This window comes from Mucilaginibacter sp. P25, from assembly GCF_050859465.1.
GTDB classification, from domain to species: Bacteria; Bacteroidota; Bacteroidia; order Sphingobacteriales; family Sphingobacteriaceae; genus Mucilaginibacter; species Mucilaginibacter gossypii.
Map to the genome: position 1 here is coordinate 2,912,034 of NZ_CP193937.1, position 24,458 is coordinate 2,936,491.

Genomic DNA, 24,458 nt, shown 5'->3' on the forward strand with positions numbered 1-24,458 from the left:
AATGCGATTGCTGTTAGGAACGACGTGATCGCACAGAAACATAGCAGCTTTAAATCAAAACTCAACTTATAACTATTTTTTATCCCATAGTGAGAACATACGTTTTAAAAAAGAACAATCCATTCCGATCAGCCTTGATCAAGCCTGGGATTTTTTTCGTCGCCATTAAATTTAGCTAAAATCACACCCAGTGATATGAGCTTCGTAGTAACATCTGATTATACCGCTGAGACGAAAATGTACCCCGGAATGATCATTACTTATAAGATCTCGCCGTTATTAGGTATTAAAATGGACTGGATGACAGAGATCACGCATGTTGATGAAAAAATATTTTGTTGATGAACAGCGTTTTGGCCCTTATGCATTATGGCATCATCAGCATCATTTTAAAGCAATAGATGGCGGTGTACACATGACTGATCTTTTACATTATGCTATTCCTTATGGCGCAATAGGAAGATTTGCAAACACTGTTTTTGTTAAAGGGAAGGTGGAGCAGATATTTGATTATCGTACCAAGGTGATTGAGGAGATGTTTGGGAAATTATAAGTAACTGCCGCGGGTTTAGCGCAGCGTAACCCGTGGTATAGCATGGTGTAAGCTTTCAGCTTACCACTCTCCGGCTCAAAGCCGGAATCATGGTAACCACGGGCTGAAAGCCCGCGGTAGATTTATAATTTAATCCTCAATTAATCACCAACCAACACAGCTTCCTCTTCAGCAAGCTCAACCTTTTGCCTGCTGAGTGTTAACGCAAAGAATGCACCGGTTGTAGCCATGATCACGCCAACAATTTCGGGCGAGGTAAATCCCAGTCCCCAGGCTATGGGTAAGCCGCCAAGGAAAGCTCCTAATGCATTACCGATATTAAAAGCAGCTTGTGTAGCAGCTGCGCCAAGCATTTCGGCGCCTTTGGCGGTATTGATCATTAGTGTTTGTATCGGTGAACCAACTGCCATTGAAAGACCACCTGTTATGAATGTCATAACGAGCGACAGGATTTGATTTTGCGAAACAAAGAAGATTACAACCAGCGATATGGCCATAGTGATCATCAGTATTAAGCAGGCTTTTACAGGGGAAGCTTTATCCGCCAGTTTACCGCCAACGAAATTCCCTACAACCATCCCAAGGCCTGCCAAAATCAAAACATAAGGCACGCTACTTGCCGAAAATTTGGAAACTTCGGTCATGAGCGGGGCTATGTAGCTTATCCATGCAAAAAGCCCACCGGTACCAATAGCAGTAAGACCGATGATAAGCCATGCCTGTTTTTTTCTGAAAAATGAAAGCTCCGAGCGGATGTTTCCAGCATTATTTGGAGCCAGCTGCGGCAACCAAAGTTGGATAAATGTTAACGTTAATAAGCCTATCGCTGCAATCATCCCAAAAGTATAACGCCATGAATAATGGTGACCAATATAAGTACCCAGCGGAACGGTGAGCAGATTGGCTATGGTAAGCCCGGCAAACATAATGGATATGGCCTGGGCTTGTTTTCCTTTTTCGGCAAGGCGGGTGGCCACTACCGAGCCCACACCAAAAAACGCCCCGTGGGGCAATCCGGCCAATAGCCTCGAAAACAGCAAAACGTAATGATTAGGGGCAAATGCCGAACATGCGTTGAATACCGTAAAAATGATCATCAATACTGTTAAAATCTTTTTAGGCGGATAACTGCTGGTAAAGGCAACCAGTAGCGGTGCTCCGATGACTACGCCTAATGCATAGGCCGAAATAAGGTGTCCTGCAACCGGAATGCTGGTGTGAAAATCATTGGCAATATCAGGCAGCATCCCCATCATTACAAATTCGGTAGTGCCTATGCCGAGGCCGCCTAAAGTTAGCGGTAGTAAACTCTTTTTCACGTTGTTGTTTTATATTAGATGATATTAATGCCTGCTTCCTTGTATGCCGAAAGTTCTTCATTGTCTGGAGATACATCGGTAATGATGGTATCCAGTTCTGTTACCGGGCCTATGTAATAAGAATCGGCTTTATTTATTTTTTCTAAGGTGGATAAAGCGATAGTTTCTTTAGATACTTCTATCATGGTTTTCTTGATCTCGGCCTCTTCATAATCCCTGGTGGTGATGCCGATGGCAGGGTGCACACTGCAAATCCCGAAAATGCAAAGATCGGCCCGGATATTCCGGAAGGCATTGATGGTTTCATGGCCGATGGTAGTAAAGGACGATTTATACAGACGCCCACCGGCAAATATCACCTCAACCGTTGGATGATCTTCAAGCGCGCTTGCAACCGGAAAGCTGTTGGTAACTACGGTGATCCTCAAGTCATCTGGCAGGCTTTCAGCCACAGCTAAGGTTGATGTACCGCCGTCAAAAAGTACAACCTGTCCGTCTTTTAAAAAGCTCAACACTTTTGATGCGATGACTTTCTTAGAGGCAATGTCATGCTTTTCCCTCGCGCGGTAATGGTGCGGAATGGGAGAGTGGGCGACCGCGCCGCCCCTTACTGCTGTTAATAACTTCTGATCGGCCAATACTTTAATGTCGCGGCGTACAGTATCTTCCGAAACATTGAGTTTTTCGCTCAGTTCGGCAAGCATAACTTTGTTATCTTTTGATACGTGATCTAAAATAATCTGGAGTCTTTCTTCTCTTACCATGTTTGCAATATAATGCAAAGTTATAATTTATTTGCAAAATATTGCAATAATGTTTTGTTTTGCTGCATGAAATTGCAAACAAGAAAAACTATCGCCATCGATATGGACGGCGTTATGGCCGATGTCGAGCCGCAGCTGATCAAATATTATGAACAGTTGTACGGCATCACTACAACCCTTGAGGCTATTGATGGCTTATCACATGCCGAGGCTTTTCCATTGGATGCTACAACGAAGGCTTCGTTGAATTTACCCGGATTTTTCCGCACACTGCCCGTTATGCCGGGCGCTATTGAGGCAATTAAAAAGCTGATGGAAGATTACGAGATATACATCGTATCGGCCGCTACGGAATTTCCGCTGTCGTTATTCGAAAAGTTGGAATGGCTTCAGGAGCATTTCCCGTTTATCAGCTGGCGTAATATTGTGCTGTGTGGCGATAAAAGCATCATTCATACCGATTACATGATAGATGACCATTGTAAAAACCTTGACTATTGCAACGGCAAGGCCATCATGTTTAATGCGCAGCACAATAAACACGAACGCCAACATGTGCGGGTTCACAATTGGGATGAAATATTAAACCTGTTTGAAATGGAAAAAACCTCTGCAGATTTAGCATAGCATAATTTGCAGAGGTTTTTTGATAATGACAACTATCGCTTTAAGCTTTTGCCTTCCGCTTTTATAGGGGCTATTTCGTATCTATCCGGTAATTAAGTGATGCCGAAAAGCTGGTGCCCGCGCCGGTATTGCGCCCGGTAATAAAGGTGCCGCCGGTTAAAAACAGCGACAGGCTTTTGGCAAATGCATGGCCGTAGCTTAGCGATACCTGGTTAAAGGCAAAATTTTTACTGGCGCTTGGGTTTACGTTAAAATCCTTATTGATACTGGTAGCATAAAAGCCGCCTACACTTAAGGAAATTTGCTCGCGGAATTTTTTATCAAGCGTTAAGCCATAAGTGGCATTGTACCTGTCCTGGAAAACGCTTTCGTAACCAAAATATTCGCGTACACCGTTTTCGAGAATGAAGAATGAGTTTTTACCAAACAAATGCCCGCTGCCTGCAAAGGCCAGTTTAAGTTCGGCCCCTTTTTGGTTATAGCCCAGCGCGGTGTTGGTGTACATGGGTAAAATAGCCGTACCCTGTAAGCTGAAGTAATATTTATAATTGATATTGGCCAGGTAGTACCTGATACCCACTTCCAGATCCTGGAAACCTGAACTTTTGCTGGTGCCCAGATCTGTACTAAAGGTATTCATTACATAAGGTGCCAGTACCGACAGGGTAAACCTGCGACTTAAACCAACTTCCGAATATAAAGAATAGCTCCATGAACTGAACTTACCGTTATTGGCAAAGGCACCTTTATGGCTGTCGGCATCCCAGGCTTTATTGGCAAAAAGTAAGTTGCCGATGGCGATAGTGAGATCCTGCCCGGCCTTACCGGGAACCCTCCGGCATAACTTTTACCCGTAGCAATGGCGAATATTACTATCCCAATAAGCAAATATTTTGATAAAGTATTTTTCAAGGTCATGTGTTTAAGATTTTAAAAGTTTTAAAACAAACCGAAGGTATCGCGCATCCAACGGCCCTCATAATCTTTGTATACCTGGCTCACCTCATGTGCAAGGTTTTTAAATACCATTACGTGTTTATCAGTATTCATTGAGTTAAATACCGCGTAACCATTGGCGGGCGGTACGTAGGGGTCTAAAAGGCCCAAGCCTAAAATTGTTGGACATTTTATAGTTGTTGCAAAGTTTTTTGCATCGTAATAATCAAGATTGTTTAATACCTGGTTAAAGGTTACGCCGGGTTTGCTTAAAACATATTTTTTAATATCGTTAATGGGCCATTCAACAGCGCCCACCAAATTGCGGATATCGCTCATGATGGGGTTTTGTGCCGAGCAAAGGTTTATACGATGATCGACGCCTGAAAGCGCAAGGGATAAATAACCGCCCATACTACCGCCGGTTGCCAGGATCTGATCGTGTCTTAAATTGGGCTGCGCGTAAATAAAATCAACAGCGCGTACGCAATCCATAATTACACCGCGCATTACGTATTTGTTTTTATCCTCAATATGGTAGGAGATAAAGGCATCCCGCTCGGTGTGGATCACATCGCGGCTGGTACCTTGCCCACGGGTATTAAGCGTGATGATTACCAGGTCGGGGTCTGACCCTACTATAGGGTATAGTTTTACCTGGTAGCCAGGTAAGCCAAGCAATACCGAAAACTTTTTGTTTTTATTTTTGCTGATGGGTACCGTCATGTAACCGCGGATGGTAAGGTTATCCAGCGATTTCATTTCTATTTCGTAAACCTTGCGGTTTTCGGTGTTCATGGATGGTGCTTCGGTAATTTTGTAATTGGGTTTCACTTTGGCCAGTTCATCTTTGGCGGTTTGCCAAAACTGGTCAAAATCGGCCGGCCGGGCATATTGCGACCGGATTTCATCCGGCCTGATCCCAAAAGCGCGACGGGTGGTATCGTCATAATCGCTCACATTGATCATCATGTTAACCTTGTAAAAACCTGTTTTTAGGTTAGGCACCTCAAAATCATATTTGGAAGTGCTTTTTTTGCTAAGGTTTACCGGCTTTGACAGGGTTTTAACAATTTGCCCATTTTCGGTGGTGATATTGTATGATATGCTACCTTCCTGGTTAGTATCATAAGTGTTTTTAATTTCAAAGCTGAACGAGGCGGTTGAACTGAATATACCATCCTTATTATTGATAGTTAATACCGTTGATACTTCATCATCACCACTGCTTTTGTCGGTATTCTCCGCTGGGTCTTTTTCAGTTTCCTGGGCCATGGCCGGTAGGGCGGCGCACCAGGTCAGTAAAGCGAAAGTAATGATCAGTAGTTTGTTAGCGTTTTTTAGCATGTTGTAATTAGGCTTTGATCTTAGCTGATTCATTTTCGGGATTGCGTGCTTGGTTTTTAATCAGGAAATCAGACTTGCGGATATAGTGATTAAGCGGTTCTTCAATTAATTTAAACAGCGTTATGGAAACCATATTTAAAACGATAAAGGCGTACAAAAGGTTTAAACTATCATACTCAAAAGGCGAATGCCAGTCGACACCCCATTTATCATAAAGCTCAAAAACATAATCGTTAAGACTGTTCATGCCCTGATGGATAAAATTGTACATAAAGCCTAAGTGGATCAGGTAAAATATGTAGGAGCTTTTGCCCAGCAGTTCAATAAAAGGGTGTGCTAAAAACTTTTTAAGGAGGGTAGTTTCGGTAAGCAAGCCATAAAAGAAGATTGCAATCGAGGTAGCCAGTAGATAGTTATTGGTTATAATGCCCCAGGGATTATGCAAACCGGCTTCATATCCTTTCGGGATAGTTAACGTAGACATGATCCACACGCAAAAAAGATCAGGAAAAAGCCCAGGTAAGTGAACTTCTTTTGCTTGTACCATCCAGCTTTTGTTTGCGTACTATGAGCGCCAGCTGAATGCCCGCATAAAACTCAAAGCATCGGCCTAAAAAGGTGTACAGCATCATGAACGTAAAGTTGCCGAAGAAGCCGAACCAGTTTACATGACTAAAGATGAGTACAAGCAGAGCCCCTAAACCGGTAACCGCGATAGGCTGGATATAAAACTTTTTGTATTTAGTGGCGATAAGGAAAATAAATGGCGCCGAAAAGTAAAAACATTCTTCAACCGTGAGCGACCAGCCCTGGGCAATGCCCGTAAACTTAAACTGGTCAAAAAAGCCGCGCACAAAAACGATATTCATAAAAAACATAACCACCGGGTTTTGTCCTGCTGTTACTGTTTGGTTTTGGGTAAAATGATAAGCTATGAACGCGCCAATGGTAAGCAAGGCATACATGGGATAGATGCGCGCCACCCGGTTTTTAAGGTATTGCAGAAACCAGGCTTTTGTTAATTTAAAACTATCAAAATAACGAAATGCGATCAAAAAGCCCGAAAGCACAAAGAAAATAGTAACCCCGATATGGAACTCGTTAAAGAAACGTTGCACAGAGTGGGGAAATTTCTCATCAAACACATAGGCAAAATGCGATATGAAAACTAGGTAAGCCGCCATGGCCCTTACACCGGTTAACGCCGGGATATAATTGGATTGTGCTCTTTGTGACAAAATAGACGTATTTAACTTTCAGATGAATTTAATTATACGTAAATGTTTGCAAAAGGGATACCAATGTTTAGAAAGTAACAGCTGACAAGTGGTGATATTTTAAGTTGCAGTGGCAGTTTTTAGTTGCAGGGGGAAGAGCATTGATTTGCTTATTCGTTAAACCAGAACCGGGATTTGGGGAATTTGCCGGATTGATGGATTTTACCTGAAAATCCGAGTAATCTCTCGCCGTTGTTGGTGTTGTCACCAACAACTTCTATTTGTTCAATACATCATATTCTAAATGTTGTTGGTGACAACACCAACAACGGCAGAGAGGGAATCGCACAAACCTCGTTTTTTCTGAAAAACTACCACGGCATAAAAAATCCTGACAATCCTCAAATCCTATAAATCAAGGTTCAGACCACTTCCCTGCACCACACCTCTGCTCAAAATTCTTTGATCAATATAATACTGGATCTCTGATTTTTTCAAACCCCAGTTGGGAGCGATGAGCAGTTCGCGGTCGCTGAGACCGAAGAGGCGCTGGATCACGATATCAGGGCGAACAAGCGGTAACAGCTCACACAGAAAATCGGCATATTCGTCAATACCAAACAGGTGGAAGGGTTCGCGTTTGTATTTTACGCCCATTACCGAGCCTTCAACAATATGAAGGTGGTGGAATTTTACAAACTTGATCTGTTTAAAACGGTTGATCTCGTCGGCATATTTCAGCATCATTTCTTTAGTTTCCCAGGGAAACCGAAAATGGTATGCACGCAAATGTCCAGTTTTGAATTTTCGACCAAACTCAGGGCTTTTACCAGTTCTTCATGGCTGCAGCCGCGGTTAATCTGGTTCAGGGTATCGTTATAGATACTTTCCATCCCCATTTCCAGGTCAACATCAAAACGATCGGTATAGCTTTCCAATAAAGCAATCTTTTCCGCATCGATACAATCGGGCCGGGTACCTACCGAAAGGCCTACGATATCTTTGGTGCCGTAGCTCAGGGCTTCGTCGTAAAGCATTTTGAGGTAATGAGCGGGCGCGTAGGTGTTGGTATTGGGCTGAAAGTAAATAATAAACTTATCAGCCTTGTTGCCTTTACGGGCACGTTCCATACCTTCCTCAACCTGTTGGCGTACTGTGGGGGCGTTACGGCTTACGGAAGGCGTAAATGAATCAACATTACAATAAGTACAACCGCCGTAACCCTTCGACCCATCCCGGTTGGGGCAGGTAAAACCACCATCAACAATTACTTTAAACACGCGATGGCCTTTGTATTTTTCCTTAAGCCATGGCCCGTAATTGTTATAGCCTTTTTCCCAGGTTGTTATTGTTTGCTGTTCCACTTTGCTTTCCTTTTGATGATGTCACCGATTGTTGTGATTATCACCGGTTGAGCGGCAAAGATAGTGAATTTTGGACGAGTCAAAAAGTTAGTCTGTTTGCGCCTGCAGGTCACAAAAAATACCAATTAGTGTCTTAATTATATTTGCAAGTTTGCGTTGCATCTTAAATTTACTTAATTATGTATTATCTAAAGCCTTATCAAAACAATGAAAGTTTTCTTCCTGCTAATTATAGCTCAGCTGTTGTGTAATTGCAATTCAAATACTAAAAGTAAAACAGATATGGGATCTGTACACAAGGTTCGATATAATTCTGCCAGCATGACTTATCAGGAAAAATTAAAAAGTTGCAAGGCAGATTACCCGTTTGTGCGATGGCGCGAAGCATTTAATGAAGGATTTGAACAATACACTGAAGAAAATTGCAATAGGTTTAAACTTATTTTTGATAATTTGATCAGCGATTTAATAAGGCTTGGCGAACATTCGCAAAGTGCTGAGAAGGTGAACGCTTTTAAAAAGGCGGTGTTGACATTAAATAATTTAAGCGCTGAAGACGATAGCCTGATTGAAACCGGCGAGCGGGAGGATCTTTGTGCACTGGTCGATCAAATTACTATAGCCTGCGGCCTCAATCCTAAAGATTTTGGCGGAGGTGAGGGGTTAGCCAGCGAGTGGAGAGAATGGTAAGATAATAACGTGAGATAGATTTTGACTTTGTCAGGTTGAGGGAGTTGGGTTCACCTTCAAATAAGTCTTTTTATAAGTACTCAAAATCTCAGTTATTTTGGATGGGTCCCGTTTTTCAAACAGGTGAATGATCCATACGGTAATACGCAGCATCCCAACCGGGTTAACAATGCCAAGTCCCAGTTTATTGATATCACTATCCCTGCTGGCAATCTGCTTAGGGTAAGCATCCCCGTTACGGGTAAACAGGTCTTCGGCAAAGCACCAGGCGCCATCGCGGGCATTGCCAAGGGCAAACTGGATGAGGATAGAATTATTTTGCGCATGCAGGCCCGCCAGTGACAGCAGCGGCGAGATCCGGTTCAGCTCGCTTATCACCTCGTAAGTAAGCGCCGAAAGTATAGTATTGATGGAATTAAAATCATTATGGACCTCGGTTAGCGGTTGGTTGAGATTTCGCGCCACTTCTACAACAGCAACACCCAAATCAAGGTTGATATGCGCGTTCATGCCAATGAGCAGGTGCTGCAGTACCAGTCTCGACGGTTTATCAAAAATGCTAAAAGCCAACTCCCACGACTGTGAGCAGGGCTGTTTTTGCTGCCAGCAATGATAAGCCATAATGTACCTGTTGGCGAAGATCACGTCCAGTTGTTCCATACGGGCAGGGTTTTCAAACTCACCGTTCTGGATGCCTTCCCTTACCTTGCAGGTAACCTTATGGTACAGGGCTGCAAAATATCCGGCGCGGCTGTCGGTTTTTATAGCATCGGCAATAATGGCCTCTAACTGTTCAATAATCTGGTTAATAGTTTGGGCTGGTGCAATAGGTTCCATAGCAGGAAGATAAGTCCAGGTAAATTAATTATTTTAAAGATATGATTTTTGTTGGTCGAAAAATCAGGTAATATCGTTATTGGGTGCTATTGGTAATTTGTGTATTTTCACAGCATTGTATACCAACAACACCTGAGCTTTATGCGCAAATTTTTTCCCTCCTGTTACTGTGTGCTGCCTTTATGGATGCAGGTGCCCAGCAAAAAAGCGTACTTAGCCGATGGAACCCCGGAAGCTATTACGACCTGCAAAACAACAAAATAACCGGCTTTATTAGATGGAATGTCCCTAATCGTAGTCTTTTCAAAGGCGTAGGTGATGATTTTCTGTATCGTGTTACTGTTGATGGCGATAAACAAAAGATTAAAACTGCGCAGTTTCGGGCTTTTGTAATAGGGATAGATAGCTTCGTAGTATCGCATAATAAAGACCTTGAGCTTTTTCCTATTTTGCTGGTGCTTATTGATAGGCCAACCAAACTATATGTACGCCTGCGTTATAATCAAACTGCTGTGGGAGGCTTTGGTAGCGGAGCCACCATGTTTTACTCCAATCTTGACAGAACTTATTACTATGGCCCGGATCCCGACAACGTTACTGAGCTCGACCGCCAACATTTTATTGAAGTTATGAGCGATATAGTGAGCGATAAGCCGAGACTGGTGGAAAAAATCAAGAACAAAGATTACCGCAAAGGCGATATGGAGGACATTCTTGACAGAATATTATTTTGAACGGAACGCCCAAATAGCTAAAGAGGAGGCAGAGAAGAAAAGTGAAGAGAAAAACAAGAAGAAGGGAGAGGCAAAAAATGTTGATGAATAACAATTAACGGCTAAATAGTGTATTGATAGTGAAATATGTTTTTAATTGTAGCGAAAATTTGCTGGTAATAATAATAAATTAATAATGTTTATCCCTTCAAGCGATGAGATTTATAAAAGTGCTTTGAATGTACTAAAAACAAGCTTTTTAATAAAACCATAGCCCGTTTTATACGTACTAATTATAGTATTAATTAATTATTCACCTAAAATTAAACACTATGATTACGTTATTATTGGCATTAAGCGCAAGTGCATTATGCGGTTTTTTTGTTGCGCACAGTACAAAGGAAAATGAATGTTAAATGTAATAGACTAAACGGGGTAATTATGTGAAAAGGCTGATCAGAGATGATTAGCCTTTTTGTTGAAGAAATAACCTTTGAACGCTGGTGCACGCGTGCCGCGTGTATCCTGACTGCAAGTATGTACTATTTATAAAAACTCAATATCGATTAAACCCTTGCCATCTACATAATCTATCGCGCTTGAATATCGCCAATATGAAGGTTCGGTAACAAAACCGGCTTCCACAGGGTTATTATGAATATAATCGGCCTTTTGTTCAATTACCGCTGCAGTCCAAAGTTCGATCGGCTTATTATGATGTTGCCAAAATTGATTCTGTTTAACATTACTACTTTTTGAAGCAGCGCGTTTAAACATCCACAACATCCAGTCTCTTCGTGATTCCTGGATGTTTGATGTAATTGTTGCTATAAGTTGTTTAGCCGTGTATTCTTTAAACCGACCTAAAATAATTTCAGGATTGTTGTTCTTTGCGCTGTAAATTAAATGGATATGACTTGGCATAATACACCAGCAGTATAGTTCCATGCCTAAATTCTTTTGACAATAGGTAAGGCTTTCAATAATAATTTGATTGTATATAGATCGGATAAATACATCAATCCAATAAACTGTGGCAAAACTTACAAAGTATAATCCTTCTTTGTTCAAAAACTTGTATTTGCGACTCATGGATGTTTTAGGTGTATAAAGCTACAATAATAAGGTTCAAATATTAATACACATAATTGATTTTGCTGAAAGCATGTTTATGGCTGGTGCACGCGTGTCGCGTGTATCTAATTTGCTTATAAAGATATGCAGATGACGAGGGATAATGGATTATCGAGCATGCAGGCACATATATAGGCAAGCATGACGTGTTACTTAGCATGCGGGACACACGCGACACGCGTGCGCCAGCGAAAGGCTGTGGGGAATGTGCTGAGTGTCGTAAAATCATTTCTGCTTCTCACCAGCAAAAAAGGCAACACAAAAATGTGATGCCTTTAAATTAAGCTTAGCCGTGCTACTTAACTACCGTAACTTTCAAAAAGGTAGCCTTTATATTAGTATTTTGCTCCCCGCCCGTGTTTTGGTCATTGAACAAAGCTTCCAGTTCATGTTGCAGTTCGTCACTTTTGTTGTTTTTTTCGGCAGCTTCAAACGCGTTCATGGTTGGGCCATAATAGTTTTTGAAAACCTGAACAAAGTTGGCCGGAGCGTAAGGAGCCTTAAACGTAAAGGATTCTTTGGTAAAAGAAATATTTTCTTCATTTATACCGGCACTTTTAAAACGTTCTGTAACGTTTGCTTCAATACCCCATAACATCGGGCTTACAAAACCTTCGGGCGGTGGCGGCGTATAGGCCGAACTTATCTTAAGGATCTGTGCTACCAGGGTAGGGTCGCCGGGTATCCAGTTACCCATGATTATCCTGCCGCCGGGCCGGGTTACGCGCACCATTTCTTTAGCTACGTCAAAAGGCTTTGGAGCAAACATTGCTCCGAAAATGCTAACCACAGTGTCAAACGAACCATCTTTTAATTCGTGAAGGTCGGTCGCGTCTCCCTCATAAAACCTGCATTGACCCAGTCCTTCGGCCTTTGCCCTTGCGTTACCTGCTGCAACAAGGTTAGCGGCTATATCAACGCCGGTAACATCTGCGCCCAGCCTGGCTTCCGGTATAGCAGTTGTACCATCACCGCAACCCAGGTCAAGTACCTTCATCCCTTTGGTTATTCCCAGTTTATTAACCAGTTCCTCGCCGCTTTCGCGCATGGTAGCTGCTACCTGGGTGAAATCACCCTTTTCCCATAGTGCTTTGTTTGGATTCATATTTTTCATGGGTTTAAGTTTTTGATTTGTATTGTGTTATGTTTATGATATTGAAACAAAGTTAATGAGAGCGATAAGAATATTTTTGTCTGAAAAGCCCAGAATAATGACCTAAAAGTTCAAAATAATTAAATTAGCTTATAGTATTGCGTTATGAATAATTTGTACGACAGGGTGCTGCAACACCCCAACTATTATCGTCAGTTTAATTGCAACGAGTCGCTGATCACTATATTCAGCTGCCCCGCCGAAGCACGCCTGATGAAGAACAAATTTTCGCCGCTCTGGACCCAACACAATTACCTGTTTTACGTAGTGGAGGGTCGGAAGATTTGGCATACCGCCGAAGGATCGTACGATATTGGTGCAGGTAGCTGCGTGTTTATCAGGAAAGGGGCATTCGTACTTGAACAATTTTTTGACGAAGGATTTTGCCTGGTACTCTTCTTTATTCCCGACGAGTTTATTTGCCAAACCCTCGGCCAAAAATTTAGCGCGCCTGTGAAAAGCGCCGGGCACAGGCAGGTGATCACTTTGAATTCCAGCGAAACCCTGGCGGGTTTCTTTCATTCCATGGCTTCCTACTTCGCCGAAGCCAGGGAACCCGCGCAATCCCTGTTAGAATTAAAATTTAAGGAACTGATCCTAACTATAGCGGATAATCCCGTTAACAGCGAATTGCTCTCCTACTTTTGCTCACTGGTGAACGAGCCCCGCGCAATAAGCCTGGAAAGGGTAATGACAGACAATTACCGTTACAATTTAAAACTGGAGCAATTTGCTCAATTAACCAACCGCAGTCTTTCGGCATTTAAAAGAGATTTTCAGGCAACCTTTAACAGTACGCCCGGCAAGTGGTTATTAGAAAAGCGTCTGCAATACGCCAGGAGCCTGCTGAGCATGTACAGTGAAAAAACGATAAGCGACGTGGCTTTTGAAAGCGGATTTGAAACCACAGCCCACTTCAGCAGATCATTTAAGCAACGTTTTGGCGTTACGCCATCTTCGGTAGGCAACAGTTAAATCTCTCTGCAGATGCGAATGGAATAAAGCCTGCTGATTTTGATATGTTGCTAAAGGGCCTGCCCGGGACAATATACCTTTTGGGCAGTTTACCAACCGCCGGTTTAGCGACGTATATTTATTGCTTATGTTAGGATTTGCTTGCGGTGGCGGGGAGGCATGGCTGATACTTTATTGCAGATGCGTTGTTTTATACCTTGCATGCGGGCTACAAGGCACAACCTTGCGGCAGCGTTCCCGATTTTTTTGCTACCGCATGGCTGTGCCTTGTGGTAAATATGCTATGTCTCGAATTTGGCTTCGGCAGCAGGGAACCTGGCTGGATATTTTAATGAATATTTCCTTGATATGCAATCATCTTATTAATGAAGTGCATATCAAGGAATATGGTACTTACCCTATGATTTACATGGATAGAAAAAAGTATTTAAGCCATACAACTCGAATCGAATTTGCTCTCTGCTTGCTTGAACAGATCAAGTTTTTTTATCCAATTTTTAACTCTGTATAACCCGATAAATACTAATAGTTTTAATATACCTTTTATTAAAAGGTAGAGAAGTCGCATTTTAAAAAAAGGAACAGTTTCAAGTGAATAATAAACGCCTTTAGCATAACTCTTTTTAAATTCCTCTGTTTTAGAATTGGTTATCTTCTTTTCGAATTTTGCTTCGGAATAAATTGTATTTGTTATTACTACCTTAGCAATTGGAAAAAACTTCTTATGTATTTTGGAGAAATGATCAATTGATTGATTATGAACGTGTAATAAGTCTTTCAATTCCTGGTATAGAGTCTTATCTATAGTTTCAGCATTTTCGAACATATACATTGTAAGTTCGTGTTTACTTTGACGAAATTGATAGATCGATTTATCTATGTAATACTTGTTTTTTAGCCTGAAATTTATGTAACCTGCTATTAGGGTTAGAAAAATAGCGTAAATAGTAACTGTTGTCATAACTTTATTTTCCTTTCGATCTTAATTGTGCAATCAATTTTAAATTTATTGCTTCTAATTCGGTTGTCCTTTTAACAAGTCTGTCAATTTCCTCTTTTTTATCTTTTACATTGCTTTTATACCACCACCATTGTAAAAAGAGTACTATAATTAAAAAAAACAGATAATCCTAAGAACGGCCCATACTGCTTATAAATTGTATCCCAAGATGGTAAATTTGACAAAGGATTACCACCTTCTAATAATAATTGCATTAAAGTCTTGATCAGTTAATGTGTGCAAATCTAATAAATATTTGGTCTTTCAAAGTAACTATATACTATTTGTTTACTCTTAGTCAACACTTTAGTAACATGTATGCCCGTGAATTGTTGGCCGGTTAATTAATTAAAAAGTAACTAAATACTACTTCTCGATCGGAAATGGGGAGGGCGTGGAGGAAAGGTATTTTCCGTTATTGACAGCATAGAAATGTTGCCTGACAAAGGAAGTGGCAAAGTTGAGGTAATCTTCATGGCTTTAAGGTTTATGCACTAAATCTCATTATAAAATTTAACATTTACAAGGTTACAAGTGTTTTTATTTTAATGCTTTAGGCATGTTATATTAATACGCTACTCTTAATGGAAAAGTATAAAGCTTAGTGAGATAAGAGGTGTTGCTAAGTATTAAGGACATAACGACGAGGAATTGCTTGTTACTTAGCATGTGGGGTATTTTAGGGAATGGATAAATGATTGCTGTTAATACAGTTATTCACAAAGAATATAAGCGAAAGCTTGTATCTTCGACTCACCTGAATTTTATATGAGTGAGATATATCAAGCGGCTTCTTTAACGGAGGCCCTGCAAATGGCACAAGCATTTAAAGTTGCCGGAACCTATGATCTTTTCCGCGGGCAGGCCCAGAACTGGCCGGTCATGTCTTCGCTGAGCAGGCTGTTGCCAGACCCCGATCCGGAGATCCAAAAGCAATTGGAGCGGTTGTTCCTGTTCTTTGATTCAAGCCCCGCGCTCAGGAAATACAAGGCTGATATTGATTGGTTCTGGGCGGTGGCACAACACTACGGCCTCAAGACGAACTATATCGACTTCACCGATAGCCCGGAAGTGGCCGCCTATTTTGCAACGAATTCCAAAGACAATATTCCGGGTAAAGATGCCGTGCTCATCTGCCTGAATGAAGCGGACTGGACGTTATTCATGTCGGGTATGAAGGGATATTTTGAGGAGGAGAAGGTGATCACCCCTTATATCGCCCGAATCGATGTCGACAATCTGTGGCGCCTCCAAGCGCAGCAGGGTTGTTTTATGTTCACGCCGTACAGCCATGTCGAATTCTTTTACGACTTCGACCGGATCCTATTCCCTTATAGTGAACCTTACGCCGCTATCCGCAACGGTCATATCTATCCGCAGCGCAAAAGCGAACTGGAGCAACTATTAGATCATTACTTTAATATGGAGGAACTCATCAAGGGCGGCAAGCGGATGAGAAAGTTCGCCGAAGAAATCAATATGCCGATCAGTCATATTGGCGGGCTGGAATTCGATCACTATTTCAAAAGGAAGCAAAAGCATAAAAGCTGGCGTTCGGCGGAATTCAAAAGCTGGGACCTTCCGCTGGTGGAACGCTGGAATCCCGGTAAAGGGGTCCGGTTGCGACTGAGCTATGATAATGGACTACAGGCTGCGGCACAGCAGGAAAGCATCGGGCAACAGCTTGCCGACCTATTCCAAAAAAGGAAGGTCGACCGGACGAAGCCGGTAAAATTCAATCTCGATCCGATAATAGGAATTGTTGGTAATTTCCTGAAAAAGATTGAATTGTGCTGTAGTCGGGCTTGGGAAGGCATGCGCAATCTACCCTTCTCGGACGCGGAGATCATCCAGATTATCAGCCAAGTCATCGTCGCGGGTGTCACCGAGGAGCTTACAGGCAGGGTGTTTTCATTTTCAGGTGAAAAGTTGCTCCAACTGGAGATGACCAACGAATACGGCAATATCAGCAGATGCCAGGTTTCACCTTCCGTGATCCTTTCCGCTATCCGGGCCGATCTGTTCGATATCCTTTCTGACAACGCACCGAAGGTATTGCAGCCAGAGATTCTGTTGCACATCAATGATCCCTACCTACTCTTCGATTTCCATTTATTGCTGGCGGTATTCAAAAAAGAGATCATCTTTTCTCAGTTGTTGCTGCAGCAGGAGAATGACCATCCGGTGATCTTCTTTACGCCCGCCCAGATCAATGTGCTGGGATATGCCTGAGTGAATTTCCATCGTCCGGTCAAGGGTCAATCTTTGACCGCAATATAGTGTAAGTAACCCCGTTACAGCAAGCGTCACGTCTGTGCTCACATTGCAGAGAATGGCATAAAGCCCACAAGCGAGGATGCTTGCGATAGCATAGGAAAGCTTGCGGGAGCGTAATTAGAAAAATTCATCATCCCTCCGCCACCCCCAACACCCTATTAACCGCCGATAAACTCATCTCCAGCCTGCCGGCAATCTGCCTTTGACTCAGGCCCTGTTTATGAAGCGCCAGCACATCGGCGGCGCGGCGTTGGCGTTCTACCTGGCTGTAACGGCGCAGGTGTTTAACCTCGTTATCGGTATGGGAGAATACAAACTGCAAAAAGCCGTTTAGCCTTTCCAGCCGGCCGAGGCATACGTTATGGCTGCCGTACATTTCAGCGGTGCTGCGTTGTTTCACCTGCTTGAGGTAGCGGTAGCAGGGCAGGGTTTGGCTTTCGGCCATGGCAAAGGCGCTGTCGGCAAAGTTGATGAGCATTTTGCTGCCCTGGAGGTCGTTACGGGTAATGGGCAGTGAAGGGTTGCGTTTAGGGGTGTGGGCCAGCACCAGGATGCTGAGGCCATGCCGGGTTTTAAGCAGTTTGAGCTGTTTCATGAGCGAGAGGGCCTGGCTGCTGCGTTCGGTACCGTTGCGCAGGCAGGTAATATTATCAATAATGAGCACCCTGGCATCGGTACGTTTAATAGCGCGACTAAGCGCGTGGGTTATAAACTCATCAAAAGTTTTAAAATCTTGCGGCAGGCCGGTCATCTGGTTAAACTCACCCCGGTAAAAATTTTCGTGAAAGGTGTGGGTGGTGCTGCCGTCGGTATAGCGCTGTTCAAATTGTTTGCCGGTTAGTTCAAAATCAATGTAGAGGACCGGGCAGGGTTCGGCATCCATTTTAAAAGGTGTGATGGCTTTGCCGCGGGTAATGCTGTCGCCCAGTTGTACGGCCAGTAAACTTTTGCCCATGTTGGTATCGGCAAACAGGATACACAGCTCACCTTCAAGCCAAAATTCGCCGAACAGCATCCGGGGCGTTTGGCGTTCGCGTTCCATCTCCATCCATGTACTGGCCTGGTGAATAATAAAAGCATCGGGAGGGATAGCGTCAGGGTCATAAACTCTCGGGCGGATCCCTCTTTTAGCGTCTCTTCGCGCCGCCTCGCGCACATCGGCGCGGATCATTTCCACAACCAGTGGTCGTCCATTTTTTTCAATCATAGCGTTATGTCGTTGATAAATTAAAGCTTGGTGTTTAGGGCAAAGTCGTAGTTCCCGGGTAAAGCGGCATAAGTGTTCAGAAGAAATAAAAAAGCGAAGGATTGCGCGATTCCCCTCTTGAGAGTAATAGCCCATCAAGAGGCAGTAGCCATTTTGTTAATTAAAAAGTTAAACACCTGGTTATTGCCTCTATTGTTATATTTAAATGTGAACTCATTCAGGTATGATTGCAAATGTCTGAGCGATACTTTATGGTATTGACCATATATCCCCCGTTTTAACAATGTCCAAAAGCCCTCAATCGTATTGGTGTGATACTCTCCCCGGGCATACTCTTCTTTTTCCTTGTTTAATACCTGATGTTCACGGAATATTTTATTTAAACCGGCATATCCACCAAAGCCGTCCGTTACAATAGTAGCATCTGTGCTCACTGATTGTTCAACAATGGGTTTGAGCGTTTTCCCATGTGCCTTATCTATGACCTGAAGCTTTAGACGGCCATCCCGCTCCAATAACCCAATCACGGGCTGTTTATCCTGCATGCCGGTGACCTGCAAATTATTATCGCGCCTTTCCTGCCGCTTTTTCTTTGAGTGATTGGCTTTTTTACCACCTAAATAAGTCTCATCTACCTCAACAATACCCTTAAACAAACCGCCATCCCCGCCGTCCCGCATGGCTTCCCGTATCCGCATCTGCAAATACCAGCCTGTCTTACGATTGCATCCCAGATCCCTGCTTAACTGACGTGCAGATAACCCCTTTTTCGCATTCAGCATTAATGAAATAGCCAAAAACCATTGCGGCAAAGGAAGTTTGGTGCCCTCGAAAACAGTGCCGACCAAAACGCTATAGCTGCGGTTACAGCTATTGCAAATATGCCGTTGGCTTTCCTGGCGCTTGCTGCTCCGTTTGCTGTTGCAATACGGGCATTCTGGCAATCCTTGCCATCTTAATCCTTCAAGATAGTCTATGCAACTGGACTGATCTGGAAAACGCTTAATCGTCTCTATGATATTCATTATCATAAATATACAAATTATTCCTGCCTTTTCATGGGCTATTACTCTCGAGAGGGGAGTTTGATGCGTTAAGCTGAATTAACCTCTTAAGTTAACGGCTATGCTCCCAGCGGAGGGAATTAAAAACCTTCCGAACACTTACGGCATAACCCCGACTTATGGCTTCCGACTCAGAACTATTGACTTAATGCCCCCGGGGAAATTTCATAGGCCTCTCCAAAGGAGAGGGTTGTGCGAGGCCCAAATTTAGCTTTAGGTTTTTGCAATATTGGTGGCGCTGTTTTGTCAGTACCTGCCGGTAAAATGGAGGGTTCAAATAAAAATGCCCAAAAAACAGCAAAAAAACGTGAAAAATAAAAGATGAAAACGCGGTTGAACTACTGCTTTAATGAGCGGTTAAATTTACTGGTAAAAAGCTTTAATTGTTGATAATCAAATATTTAACTATGTTTCACCAAAAATGCTAAATAGTTGATTTTTAAGGTGTTTCATGAAAAGCCTGTTTCGCGTTTCGGCTTTCAAAAAATGGGACACCCGGTTTTTTAAAAAAAGAAGGGGTTAGGAAATTTCACTTTTTTTCGGGAATCAAAAAAATGGGACACCTCATTTGTTACAATTCCGGGGTGCAGGCTAAACACCACTTTAACTTGTAATACAATACTTATAACAAGGCAAACCAACCATGCCGCAAACCATTTAAGCGATAGCTGGGTATTTATAACTGCCTTAAAAAAGAATATGGTCATTACCAGCAGGGCAAAAGCCATGGCGTAGGTGAATTGCTGCCAGCTGCTTACGGGTATATATCTGAACGCATAAACAGAAAACATGGCGCAGCTTCCCGTCAGGCTGGCAAAGCTCATACGCTTGATGAAGACCCATTTATTGGTTTCGAGCAGGATGATAGCCGCTATAACCATGATCACCCATTTACTGCATGCAACAACGTTGGATAACAATATAGCCTCGGGTGTAACCACATAACCAAACTTTTGTTCAATGAACCATGCAGTTATCATGACTGATGCAGCAAAGTTTATGATGGCGGTTATGGCGTTTCGGGTGTTAGCGGGCATTAATTGGCTCGGGGGATTTTGGGTGATAAATGTATGTATTTATAATTTAATTAGGAAGGAGCCTCACCCTAAATCCCTCTCCGGCGGAGAGGGACTTCAATTCTCCCCAACCCGGGGGAGATATAGAGGGGCTTAAACAACAATAGCGACAGGTAAGCCCGTCGCTATTGCGTATATTATATAGGTGTAATTAATTACAACCCGAAGGCTGCTTTAACCTTATCAACATGATCAAGCTTTTCCCAGGTAAACAGCTCAACTTCGCGTTCGAGCTTGCTGCCGTCGTGGCCAACAAAAGTTTTGGTAACTATTTCGTTTGGCCTGCCGAAGTGCCCGTAAGCTGCGGTTTCGCTGTAAATAGGGTTGCGCAGTTTAAAGCGGGTTTCAATGGCGTATGGGGTCATGTTAAAAATGCCTTCTACTTTTTTGGCAATGTCGCCGTCGTGCAGGTCTACCTTGGCGGTGCCGTAAGTATTTACGTAAATACCCATTGGTTGCGCTACGCCGATTGCGTAGGATACCTGTACAAGCACTTCATCGCACAAACCGGCGGCAACCAGGTTTTTAGCGATGTGGCGGGTAGCGTAAGCAGCCGAGCGGTCGACCTTTGAAGGATCTTTACCCGAGAAAGCACCACCACCATGTGCACCTTTACCACCGTAGGTATCCACAATAATTTTGCGACCGGTTAAGCCGGTATCGCCATGCGGCCCGCCGATAACAAATTTACCGGTTGGGTTAATGTGGTACTTAATATCGTCGTTAAAGAAATGGGCGTATTTAGGATATTTAGCTTTAACACGCGGAATCAGGATACTGATGATATCGGCGCTGATTTTGGCAAGCATGGCCGGTTCGTCGTCAAAATCATCGTGTTGAGTTGATATAACGATGGCATCAATACGCTGCGGCTTGTTGTCGTCGCTGTACTCAAGCGTAACTTGCGATTTTGCATCCGGGCGAAGGTATTTGATCTCATTGTTTTCGCGGCGGATGGCTGCGAGCTCAATTAATAAAGCGTGGGCTATATCAAGGGCAAGCGGCATGTAGTTGTCGGTTTCAACGGTGGCGTAACCAAACATCATGCCCTGGTCGCCGGCACCCTGCTCTTCTTTGGCGGTGCGATCGACCCCCTGGTTAATATCGGGCGATTGTTCGTGGATGGCCGATAGCACACCGCATGAACTGCCGTCAAACATATATTCGCCTTTGGTATACCCGATCCTGTTGATCACCTCGCGGGCAATCTTTTGTACGTCGAGATAGGCTTTTGATTTTACTTCGCCGGCTAAAAAAACCTGGCCTGTGGTTACCAGCGTTTCGCAGGCAACTTTCGATTCGGCATCAAATGCTAAAAAATGATCAATCAGCGCGTCCGAGATCTGATCGGCCACTTTATCCGGGTGACCCTCTGATACAGACTCTGAAGTAAATAAATATGACATAAAATTTAAATAAGTAAAGTAAAAATCGACTGGGAGGGTTTTAAGGCGGATCGGGCAGTAAAAAGAAGCATGGTTTTAGCACTTTTTTACGTGGTTGCAATCCGGCTCCGGTGTAAAGGGGAGCATTAAATCAGTCCACATTCGGGCGGTAAAAATAAAACAAATTTCACAAAGCCGAAAATACATTTACTTTTGAAGATTGAAATAATATATATAGTTGAAACGGAAAGCGTTATTTATAATAAACCCAATTTCGGGCGGGAAGAAGAAGGACGGGGTGCCTGAACTGATTAAAGATACTATTGATGCCGGTATAATTGAGCCGGTTATCGCTTTTAGTGACGGCGTGGCACATGCAAGGGTTATCGCATCCGAAGCCATTGGCAAATTTGATATAGTGGTTGCAGTTGGGGGGATGGTACAGTTAATGAAGTGGCTTCGGCCATTGTGGATACAGATACATCGCTTGGTATAGTACCATTTGGCTCAGGTAACGGGCTTTCGAGGTTTTTAGGGATCCCTATGGATACAAGGGATGCCATTAAAAATCTTGCCTCGGGCCGTACCGAAATTATTGATTCGGCCAGGATTAACGGGCAGCCGTTTTTTAATATGGCAGGCATGGGGTTTGACGCTCACATCAGCGAGATCTTTTCGCATGGTAAAAAGCGCGGTTTTATCAGTTATATAAAATCGTCGATAAAAGAGGTGGTTGGCTACCAGCCGCAAAACTATCACTTGGATATCGACGGAAAGAAATATGATTATAAGGCATTTATGCTCAGTATAGCCAATTCTTCGCAATACGGCAATAATGTGCATATATCGCCCAAAGCAAGCCTGCAGGATGGTTTGCTGGATGTGTGCGTGATAAAGCCTTTTCCGCTGTGGAGGTTTCCGGAGATGAGCATGCGCATGCTGATTAAAGCAACCGAAAGCTCAAAATACGTAGAAATTATCCGCGGTAAGCAGATCCTGATAAAAAGGGAGCACGCCGGCCCTATTCACCTGGATGGCGAACCCCAGGTGGCGGGTACGGGCATAGATATTAATATATTGCCAAAATCATTAAAGGTTATAGTTGGCCCGTCATTTAAAAATTGATCAATATGGCTAAGAAAAATTTTACAGGCGTAGTTTACTCAACCGACCCCGATTTTCAATACCAGGAAACCGGTGGGGGAGGGGCCGAAACATTGCCGCCACAGCAGCAAAATGTTAAAATATATCTTGACCGTAAAGGAGGCAGCAAACTGGTTACGCGCATTGCGGGGTTTATTGGCGCCGATGCTGACCTGGAAGCGTTGGGGAAAAAATTGAAATCGAAATGCGGGGTTGGTGGCTCTGTCAAAGATGGCGAAATACTGATCCAGGGCGATTTCAGGGATAAAATACTGCTATTATTACAAACCGACGGTTATAAAGCTAAAAAAGCCGGCGGGTGATCTGAGAAAAAATAAACAATTATAAACCGGTAGTTTAACAAACTTATTTGAAAGAAGCATTTTTAAACAAAGTGCACAACTATCTGTTACAAAGCTTGCATCATAGTTAAAAGGTACAGATACCTTTTATAAACTTAAAAAAACGGGCTATTTTAGCTTGGTAACACAAATTTTATGTGTTATCACTTGCTATTTTTAAAAAAAATGGTTTTCATTGCATATAATTGTGTTGGTAACACACAATAAAATTGTAATGTTGCGTTTATATTCACCAACAATACACAGAATGATATTCTGTATTAAAAAATTGTAAAGAATAACATAAATGGTTTTTTTAATTCAATAAAATTCTATTTTTGTTATTCCCAACAAACAGCGCATTTTAACTAACTTATAAAATAAACAAAAACAAAAACTAAAAATTCAAAAGTAATGGCAAACGCACCAACAAAACCAACTACTCCTGTTAAGAAAGAAAGCTCAAGTGCATCTGGCATGTTTGCTTCTTTAACCATTCCAATCTGTCTTATTGTTACAACTTGTATCTTTATATTCATTTTAGGTGATCCAAGCCACTTTAAAGGTGGTGATGTTAACGCTTACCCAACAGACATTTTCGGCACAGTTCACAGTGGTGGTGTTATCGTACCGGTGATCATGGGTTTCTTATTAATGGTTATCGTTTTCTCTATCGAGCGTTTCATCGTTATCAGCAAAGCTTCAGGTACTGGTAGTGTTGATAGCTTCGTAAGGAAAATCCAATCTCTTTTAAATGCCGGTAACATTGCAGGTGCTTCTGCAGAGTGCGACAAACAAAAAGGTTCTGTTGCTAACGTTATCAAATCAGCACTGAAAAAATACGGCGAAATGGAAGCTGAACCAAACCTTGACGTTGATCAAAAAACTTTAGCTATCCAAAAAGATATCGAAGAAGCTACTGCTTTAGAAATGCCAATGCTTGAGCAAAACTTAACTATCATCGCTACTTTGGTATCTATCGGTACGTTAACCGGTCTGTTAGGTACGGTTGTGGGTATGATCAAAGCGTTCTCTTCATTAGCAACTGCCGGTGTACCTAACCAGGTTGAATTATCAGCTCACATTTCTGAAGCCTTGATCAACACTGCATTTGGTATCAGTACTTCAGCTATTTCAATTGTTATGTACAACGTATTTACGTCAAAAATTGATAAGTTGACTTATGCTATTGACAGAAACAGGATTTAGCATTGTACAAACATTTGCTTCATCTCACAAAAACAAGTAAGAATATATTAGTGCTATGCCTCATGCACAATAAGTTAGGGGCAAGATAGTTAATACTGAAACACTATATATTTTTAAGAAATTTAAC

General features: G+C 42.6%; 23 protein-coding genes and 3 pseudogenes. 10 read left to right on the forward strand and 16 right to left on the reverse strand.

Going from position 1 to position 24,458, the window contains the following annotated elements; genetic code table 11:
- The first annotated feature begins 195 nt into the window (after positions 1-195).
- Positions 196-342 (forward strand): hypothetical protein, encoded by a 147-nt coding sequence (locus ACRQ5D_RS14995; RefSeq protein WP_431199901.1) that lies wholly within the window; start codon positions 196-198, stop codon positions 340-342.
- Positions 323-553, forward strand: a complete 231-nt coding sequence (locus ACRQ5D_RS15000) for an SRPBCC family protein (RefSeq protein WP_431199902.1) — start codon at positions 323-325, stop codon at positions 551-553. The genes ACRQ5D_RS14995 and ACRQ5D_RS15000 overlap by 20 nt, the downstream gene beginning before the upstream one ends.
- A gap of 140 nt (positions 554-693) precedes the next feature.
- Here the strand turns inward: ACRQ5D_RS15000 and ACRQ5D_RS15005 are convergent, their stop codons facing one another.
- Complete coding sequence (locus ACRQ5D_RS15005; protein ID WP_091176029.1) at positions 694-1,872, reverse strand: MFS transporter; 1,179 nt, start codon at positions 1,870-1,872, stop codon at positions 694-696.
- A gap of 14 nt (positions 1,873-1,886) precedes the next feature.
- Positions 1,887-2,636, reverse strand: coding sequence for a DeoR/GlpR family DNA-binding transcription regulator (locus ACRQ5D_RS15010; protein WP_090533966.1), 750 nt, complete (start codon positions 2,634-2,636; stop codon positions 1,887-1,889).
- A gap of 66 nt (positions 2,637-2,702) precedes the next feature.
- On the opposite strand from ACRQ5D_RS15010, the gene ACRQ5D_RS15015 reads away from it, so the two are divergent.
- Complete coding sequence (locus tag ACRQ5D_RS15015) at positions 2,703-3,263, forward strand: 5' nucleotidase, NT5C type (protein ID WP_091176060.1); 561 nt, start codon at positions 2,703-2,705, stop codon at positions 3,261-3,263.
- Between the two features lie 70 nt (positions 3,264-3,333).
- Here ACRQ5D_RS15015 and ACRQ5D_RS15020 read toward each other — a convergent pair whose 3' ends face one another.
- The 6 genes and pseudogenes from ACRQ5D_RS15020 to ACRQ5D_RS15045 all read right to left on the reverse strand — a co-directional run bounded on the left by ACRQ5D_RS15020 (position 3,334) and on the right by ACRQ5D_RS15045 (position 8,112).
- On the reverse strand, positions 3,334-3,903 hold the full coding sequence (locus tag ACRQ5D_RS15020; protein WP_432329396.1) for a hypothetical protein: 570 nt from the start codon (positions 3,901-3,903) through the stop codon (positions 3,334-3,336).
- Positions 3,904-3,941: 38 nt separating this feature from the next.
- The gene (locus ACRQ5D_RS15025; RefSeq protein WP_432329398.1) at positions 3,942-4,175 is read right to left on the reverse strand and encodes a hypothetical protein; all 234 of its coding nucleotides are present in this window, start codon (positions 4,173-4,175) and stop codon (positions 3,942-3,944) included.
- Positions 4,176-4,202: 27 nt separating this feature from the next.
- On the reverse strand, positions 4,203-5,546 hold the full coding sequence (locus tag ACRQ5D_RS15030; RefSeq protein ID WP_176844592.1) for an acetylxylan esterase: 1,344 nt from the start codon (positions 5,544-5,546) through the stop codon (positions 4,203-4,205).
- 7 nt (positions 5,547-5,553) lie between these two features.
- Positions 5,554-6,030 carry a hypothetical protein gene (locus ACRQ5D_RS15035; protein WP_432329400.1) on the reverse strand — a complete coding sequence of 159 codons (477 nt, stop codon included), beginning with the start codon at positions 6,028-6,030 and terminating at the stop codon, positions 5,554-5,556.
- Between the two features lie 19 nt (positions 6,031-6,049).
- Complete coding sequence (locus ACRQ5D_RS15040; protein WP_432329402.1) at positions 6,050-6,784, reverse strand: acyltransferase family protein; 735 nt, start codon at positions 6,782-6,784, stop codon at positions 6,050-6,052.
- A 387-nt stretch (positions 6,785-7,171) separates the two neighbouring features.
- Positions 7,172-8,112, reverse strand: a pseudogene (locus ACRQ5D_RS15045) (TIGR01212 family radical SAM protein).
- Positions 8,113-8,409: 297 nt separating this feature from the next.
- Between ACRQ5D_RS15045 and ACRQ5D_RS15050 the strand changes: the two are divergent.
- Positions 8,410-8,817 carry a hypothetical protein gene (locus tag ACRQ5D_RS15050; protein WP_431199904.1) on the forward strand — a complete coding sequence of 136 codons (408 nt, stop codon included), beginning with the start codon at positions 8,410-8,412 and terminating at the stop codon, positions 8,815-8,817.
- A gap of 30 nt (positions 8,818-8,847) precedes the next feature.
- Here ACRQ5D_RS15050 and ACRQ5D_RS15055 read toward each other — a convergent pair whose 3' ends face one another.
- Positions 8,848-9,654 carry a DUF5995 family protein gene (locus ACRQ5D_RS15055; RefSeq protein WP_091176037.1) on the reverse strand — a complete coding sequence of 269 codons (807 nt, stop codon included), beginning with the start codon at positions 9,652-9,654 and terminating at the stop codon, positions 8,848-8,850.
- A gap of 182 nt (positions 9,655-9,836) precedes the next feature.
- Between ACRQ5D_RS15055 and ACRQ5D_RS15060 the strand changes: the two genes are divergently transcribed.
- The gene (locus ACRQ5D_RS15060; protein WP_432329404.1) at positions 9,837-10,388 is read left to right on the forward strand and encodes a hypothetical protein; all 552 of its coding nucleotides are present in this window, start codon (positions 9,837-9,839) and stop codon (positions 10,386-10,388) included.
- Positions 10,389-10,913: 525 nt separating this feature from the next.
- On the opposite strand, the gene ACRQ5D_RS15065 is transcribed toward ACRQ5D_RS15060, so the two are convergent.
- Complete coding sequence (locus tag ACRQ5D_RS15065) at positions 10,914-11,459, reverse strand: REP-associated tyrosine transposase (protein WP_091176042.1); 546 nt, start codon at positions 11,457-11,459, stop codon at positions 10,914-10,916.
- Positions 11,460-11,796: 337 nt separating this feature from the next.
- Positions 11,797-12,615 (reverse strand): class I SAM-dependent methyltransferase, encoded by an 819-nt coding sequence (locus ACRQ5D_RS15070; RefSeq protein ID WP_091176044.1) that lies wholly within the window; start codon positions 12,613-12,615, stop codon positions 11,797-11,799.
- A 144-nt stretch (positions 12,616-12,759) separates the two neighbouring features.
- On the opposite strand from ACRQ5D_RS15070, the gene ACRQ5D_RS15075 reads away from it, so the two are divergent.
- Entirely contained in the window at positions 12,760-13,629 is an 870-nt protein-coding gene (locus ACRQ5D_RS15075) for a helix-turn-helix transcriptional regulator (protein ID WP_432329406.1), read from the forward strand.
- Between the two features lie 427 nt (positions 13,630-14,056).
- Here the strand turns inward: ACRQ5D_RS15075 and ACRQ5D_RS15080 are convergent, their stop codons facing one another.
- A complete protein-coding gene (locus tag ACRQ5D_RS15080; RefSeq protein WP_432329408.1) occupies positions 14,057-14,455 on the reverse strand; it encodes a hypothetical protein in 399 nt (132 codons plus the stop codon).
- 987 nt (positions 14,456-15,442) lie between these two features.
- On the opposite strand from ACRQ5D_RS15080, the gene ACRQ5D_RS15085 reads away from it, so the two are divergent.
- Positions 15,443-16,861 (forward strand): FRG domain-containing protein, encoded by a 1,419-nt coding sequence (locus tag ACRQ5D_RS15085; RefSeq protein WP_176844594.1) that lies wholly within the window; start codon positions 15,443-15,445, stop codon positions 16,859-16,861.
- A 175-nt stretch (positions 16,862-17,036) separates the two neighbouring features.
- Here the strand turns inward: ACRQ5D_RS15085 and ACRQ5D_RS15090 are convergent, their stop codons facing one another.
- From ACRQ5D_RS15090 to metK, 4 genes are all read right to left on the reverse strand, one after another.
- Positions 17,037-18,113 carry an AAA family ATPase gene (locus tag ACRQ5D_RS15090; RefSeq protein WP_091176056.1) on the reverse strand — a complete coding sequence of 359 codons (1,077 nt, stop codon included), beginning with the start codon at positions 18,111-18,113 and terminating at the stop codon, positions 17,037-17,039.
- A gap of 134 nt (positions 18,114-18,247) precedes the next feature.
- Positions 18,248-19,138 carry an IS1595 family transposase gene (locus tag ACRQ5D_RS15095; RefSeq protein ID WP_189549506.1) on the reverse strand — a complete coding sequence of 297 codons (891 nt, stop codon included), beginning with the start codon at positions 19,136-19,138 and terminating at the stop codon, positions 18,248-18,250.
- Positions 19,139-19,680: 542 nt separating this feature from the next.
- Complete coding sequence (locus tag ACRQ5D_RS15100; RefSeq protein ID WP_432329411.1) at positions 19,681-20,214, reverse strand: hypothetical protein; 534 nt, start codon at positions 20,212-20,214, stop codon at positions 19,681-19,683.
- A gap of 194 nt (positions 20,215-20,408) precedes the next feature.
- Positions 20,409-21,659: a methionine adenosyltransferase gene (gene metK / locus ACRQ5D_RS15105; protein WP_091175761.1), complete on the reverse strand. Its 1,251-nt coding sequence runs from the start codon at positions 21,657-21,659 to the stop codon at positions 20,409-20,411.
- Between the two features lie 277 nt (positions 21,660-21,936).
- On the opposite strand from metK, the pseudogene ACRQ5D_RS15110 reads away from it, so the two are divergent.
- From ACRQ5D_RS15110 to ACRQ5D_RS15120, 3 genes and pseudogenes are all read left to right on the forward strand, one after another.
- Positions 21,937-22,763: pseudogene (locus ACRQ5D_RS15110) on the forward strand (diacylglycerol/lipid kinase family protein).
- Positions 22,764-22,768: 5 nt separating this feature from the next.
- Entirely contained in the window at positions 22,769-23,104 is a 336-nt protein-coding gene (locus ACRQ5D_RS15115) for a translation initiation factor (RefSeq protein ID WP_091175766.1), read from the forward strand.
- 432 nt (positions 23,105-23,536) lie between these two features.
- Positions 23,537-24,371: pseudogene (locus ACRQ5D_RS15120) on the forward strand (MotA/TolQ/ExbB proton channel family protein).
- Positions 24,372-24,458: the final 87 nt, after the last annotated feature.

Excerpts from the sequence above, each read along its gene's own strand:
- ACRQ5D_RS15070 (WP_091176044.1), bottom strand. The coding sequence starts at position 12,615 with ATGAAAAATATGAATCCAAACAAAGCACTATGGGAAAAGGGTGATTTC.
- ACRQ5D_RS15030 (WP_176844592.1), bottom strand. The coding sequence starts at position 5,546 with ATGCTAAAAAACGCTAACAAACTACTGATCATTACTTTCGCTTTACTG.
- ACRQ5D_RS14995 (WP_431199901.1), top strand. The coding sequence starts at position 196 with ATGAGCTTCGTAGTAACATCTGATTATACCGCTGAGACGAAAATGTAC.
- ACRQ5D_RS15065 (WP_091176042.1), bottom strand. The coding sequence starts at position 11,459 with ATGAGTCGCAAATACAAGTTTTTGAACAAAGAAGGATTATACTTTGTA.
- ACRQ5D_RS15055 (WP_091176037.1), bottom strand. The coding sequence starts at position 9,654 with ATGGAACCTATTGCACCAGCCCAAACTATTAACCAGATTATTGAACAG.
- ACRQ5D_RS15035 (WP_432329400.1), bottom strand. The coding sequence starts at position 6,030 with ATGTCTACGTTAACTATCCCGAAAGGATATGAAGCCGGTTTGCATAAT.
- ACRQ5D_RS15115 (WP_091175766.1), top strand. The coding sequence starts at position 22,769 with ATGGCTAAGAAAAATTTTACAGGCGTAGTTTACTCAACCGACCCCGAT.
- ACRQ5D_RS15015 (WP_091176060.1), top strand. The coding sequence starts at position 2,703 with ATGAAATTGCAAACAAGAAAAACTATCGCCATCGATATGGACGGCGTT.
- ACRQ5D_RS15100 (WP_432329411.1), bottom strand. The coding sequence starts at position 20,214 with ATGCCCGCTAACACCCGAAACGCCATAACCGCCATCATAAACTTTGCT.
- ACRQ5D_RS15080 (WP_432329408.1), bottom strand. The coding sequence starts at position 14,455 with ATGTTCGAAAATGCTGAAACTATAGATAAGACTCTATACCAGGAATTG.
- metK (WP_091175761.1), bottom strand. The coding sequence starts at position 21,659 with ATGTCATATTTATTTACTTCAGAGTCTGTATCAGAGGGTCACCCGGAT.
- ACRQ5D_RS15000 (WP_431199902.1), top strand. The coding sequence starts at position 323 with ATGAAAAAATATTTTGTTGATGAACAGCGTTTTGGCCCTTATGCATTA.
- ACRQ5D_RS15095 (WP_189549506.1), bottom strand. The coding sequence starts at position 19,138 with ATGAATATCATAGAGACGATTAAGCGTTTTCCAGATCAGTCCAGTTGC.
- ACRQ5D_RS15010 (WP_090533966.1), bottom strand. The coding sequence starts at position 2,636 with ATGGTAAGAGAAGAAAGACTCCAGATTATTTTAGATCACGTATCAAAA.
- ACRQ5D_RS15085 (WP_176844594.1), top strand. The coding sequence starts at position 15,443 with ATGGCACAAGCATTTAAAGTTGCCGGAACCTATGATCTTTTCCGCGGG.
- ACRQ5D_RS15050 (WP_431199904.1), top strand. The coding sequence starts at position 8,410 with ATGGGATCTGTACACAAGGTTCGATATAATTCTGCCAGCATGACTTAT.
- ACRQ5D_RS15060 (WP_432329404.1), top strand. The coding sequence starts at position 9,837 with ATGGATGCAGGTGCCCAGCAAAAAAGCGTACTTAGCCGATGGAACCCC.
- ACRQ5D_RS15090 (WP_091176056.1), bottom strand. The coding sequence starts at position 18,113 with ATGATTGAAAAAAATGGACGACCACTGGTTGTGGAAATGATCCGCGCC.
- ACRQ5D_RS15020 (WP_432329396.1), bottom strand. The coding sequence starts at position 3,903 with ATGAATACCTTTAGTACAGATCTGGGCACCAGCAAAAGTTCAGGTTTC.
- ACRQ5D_RS15075 (WP_432329406.1), top strand. The coding sequence starts at position 12,760 with ATGAATAATTTGTACGACAGGGTGCTGCAACACCCCAACTATTATCGT.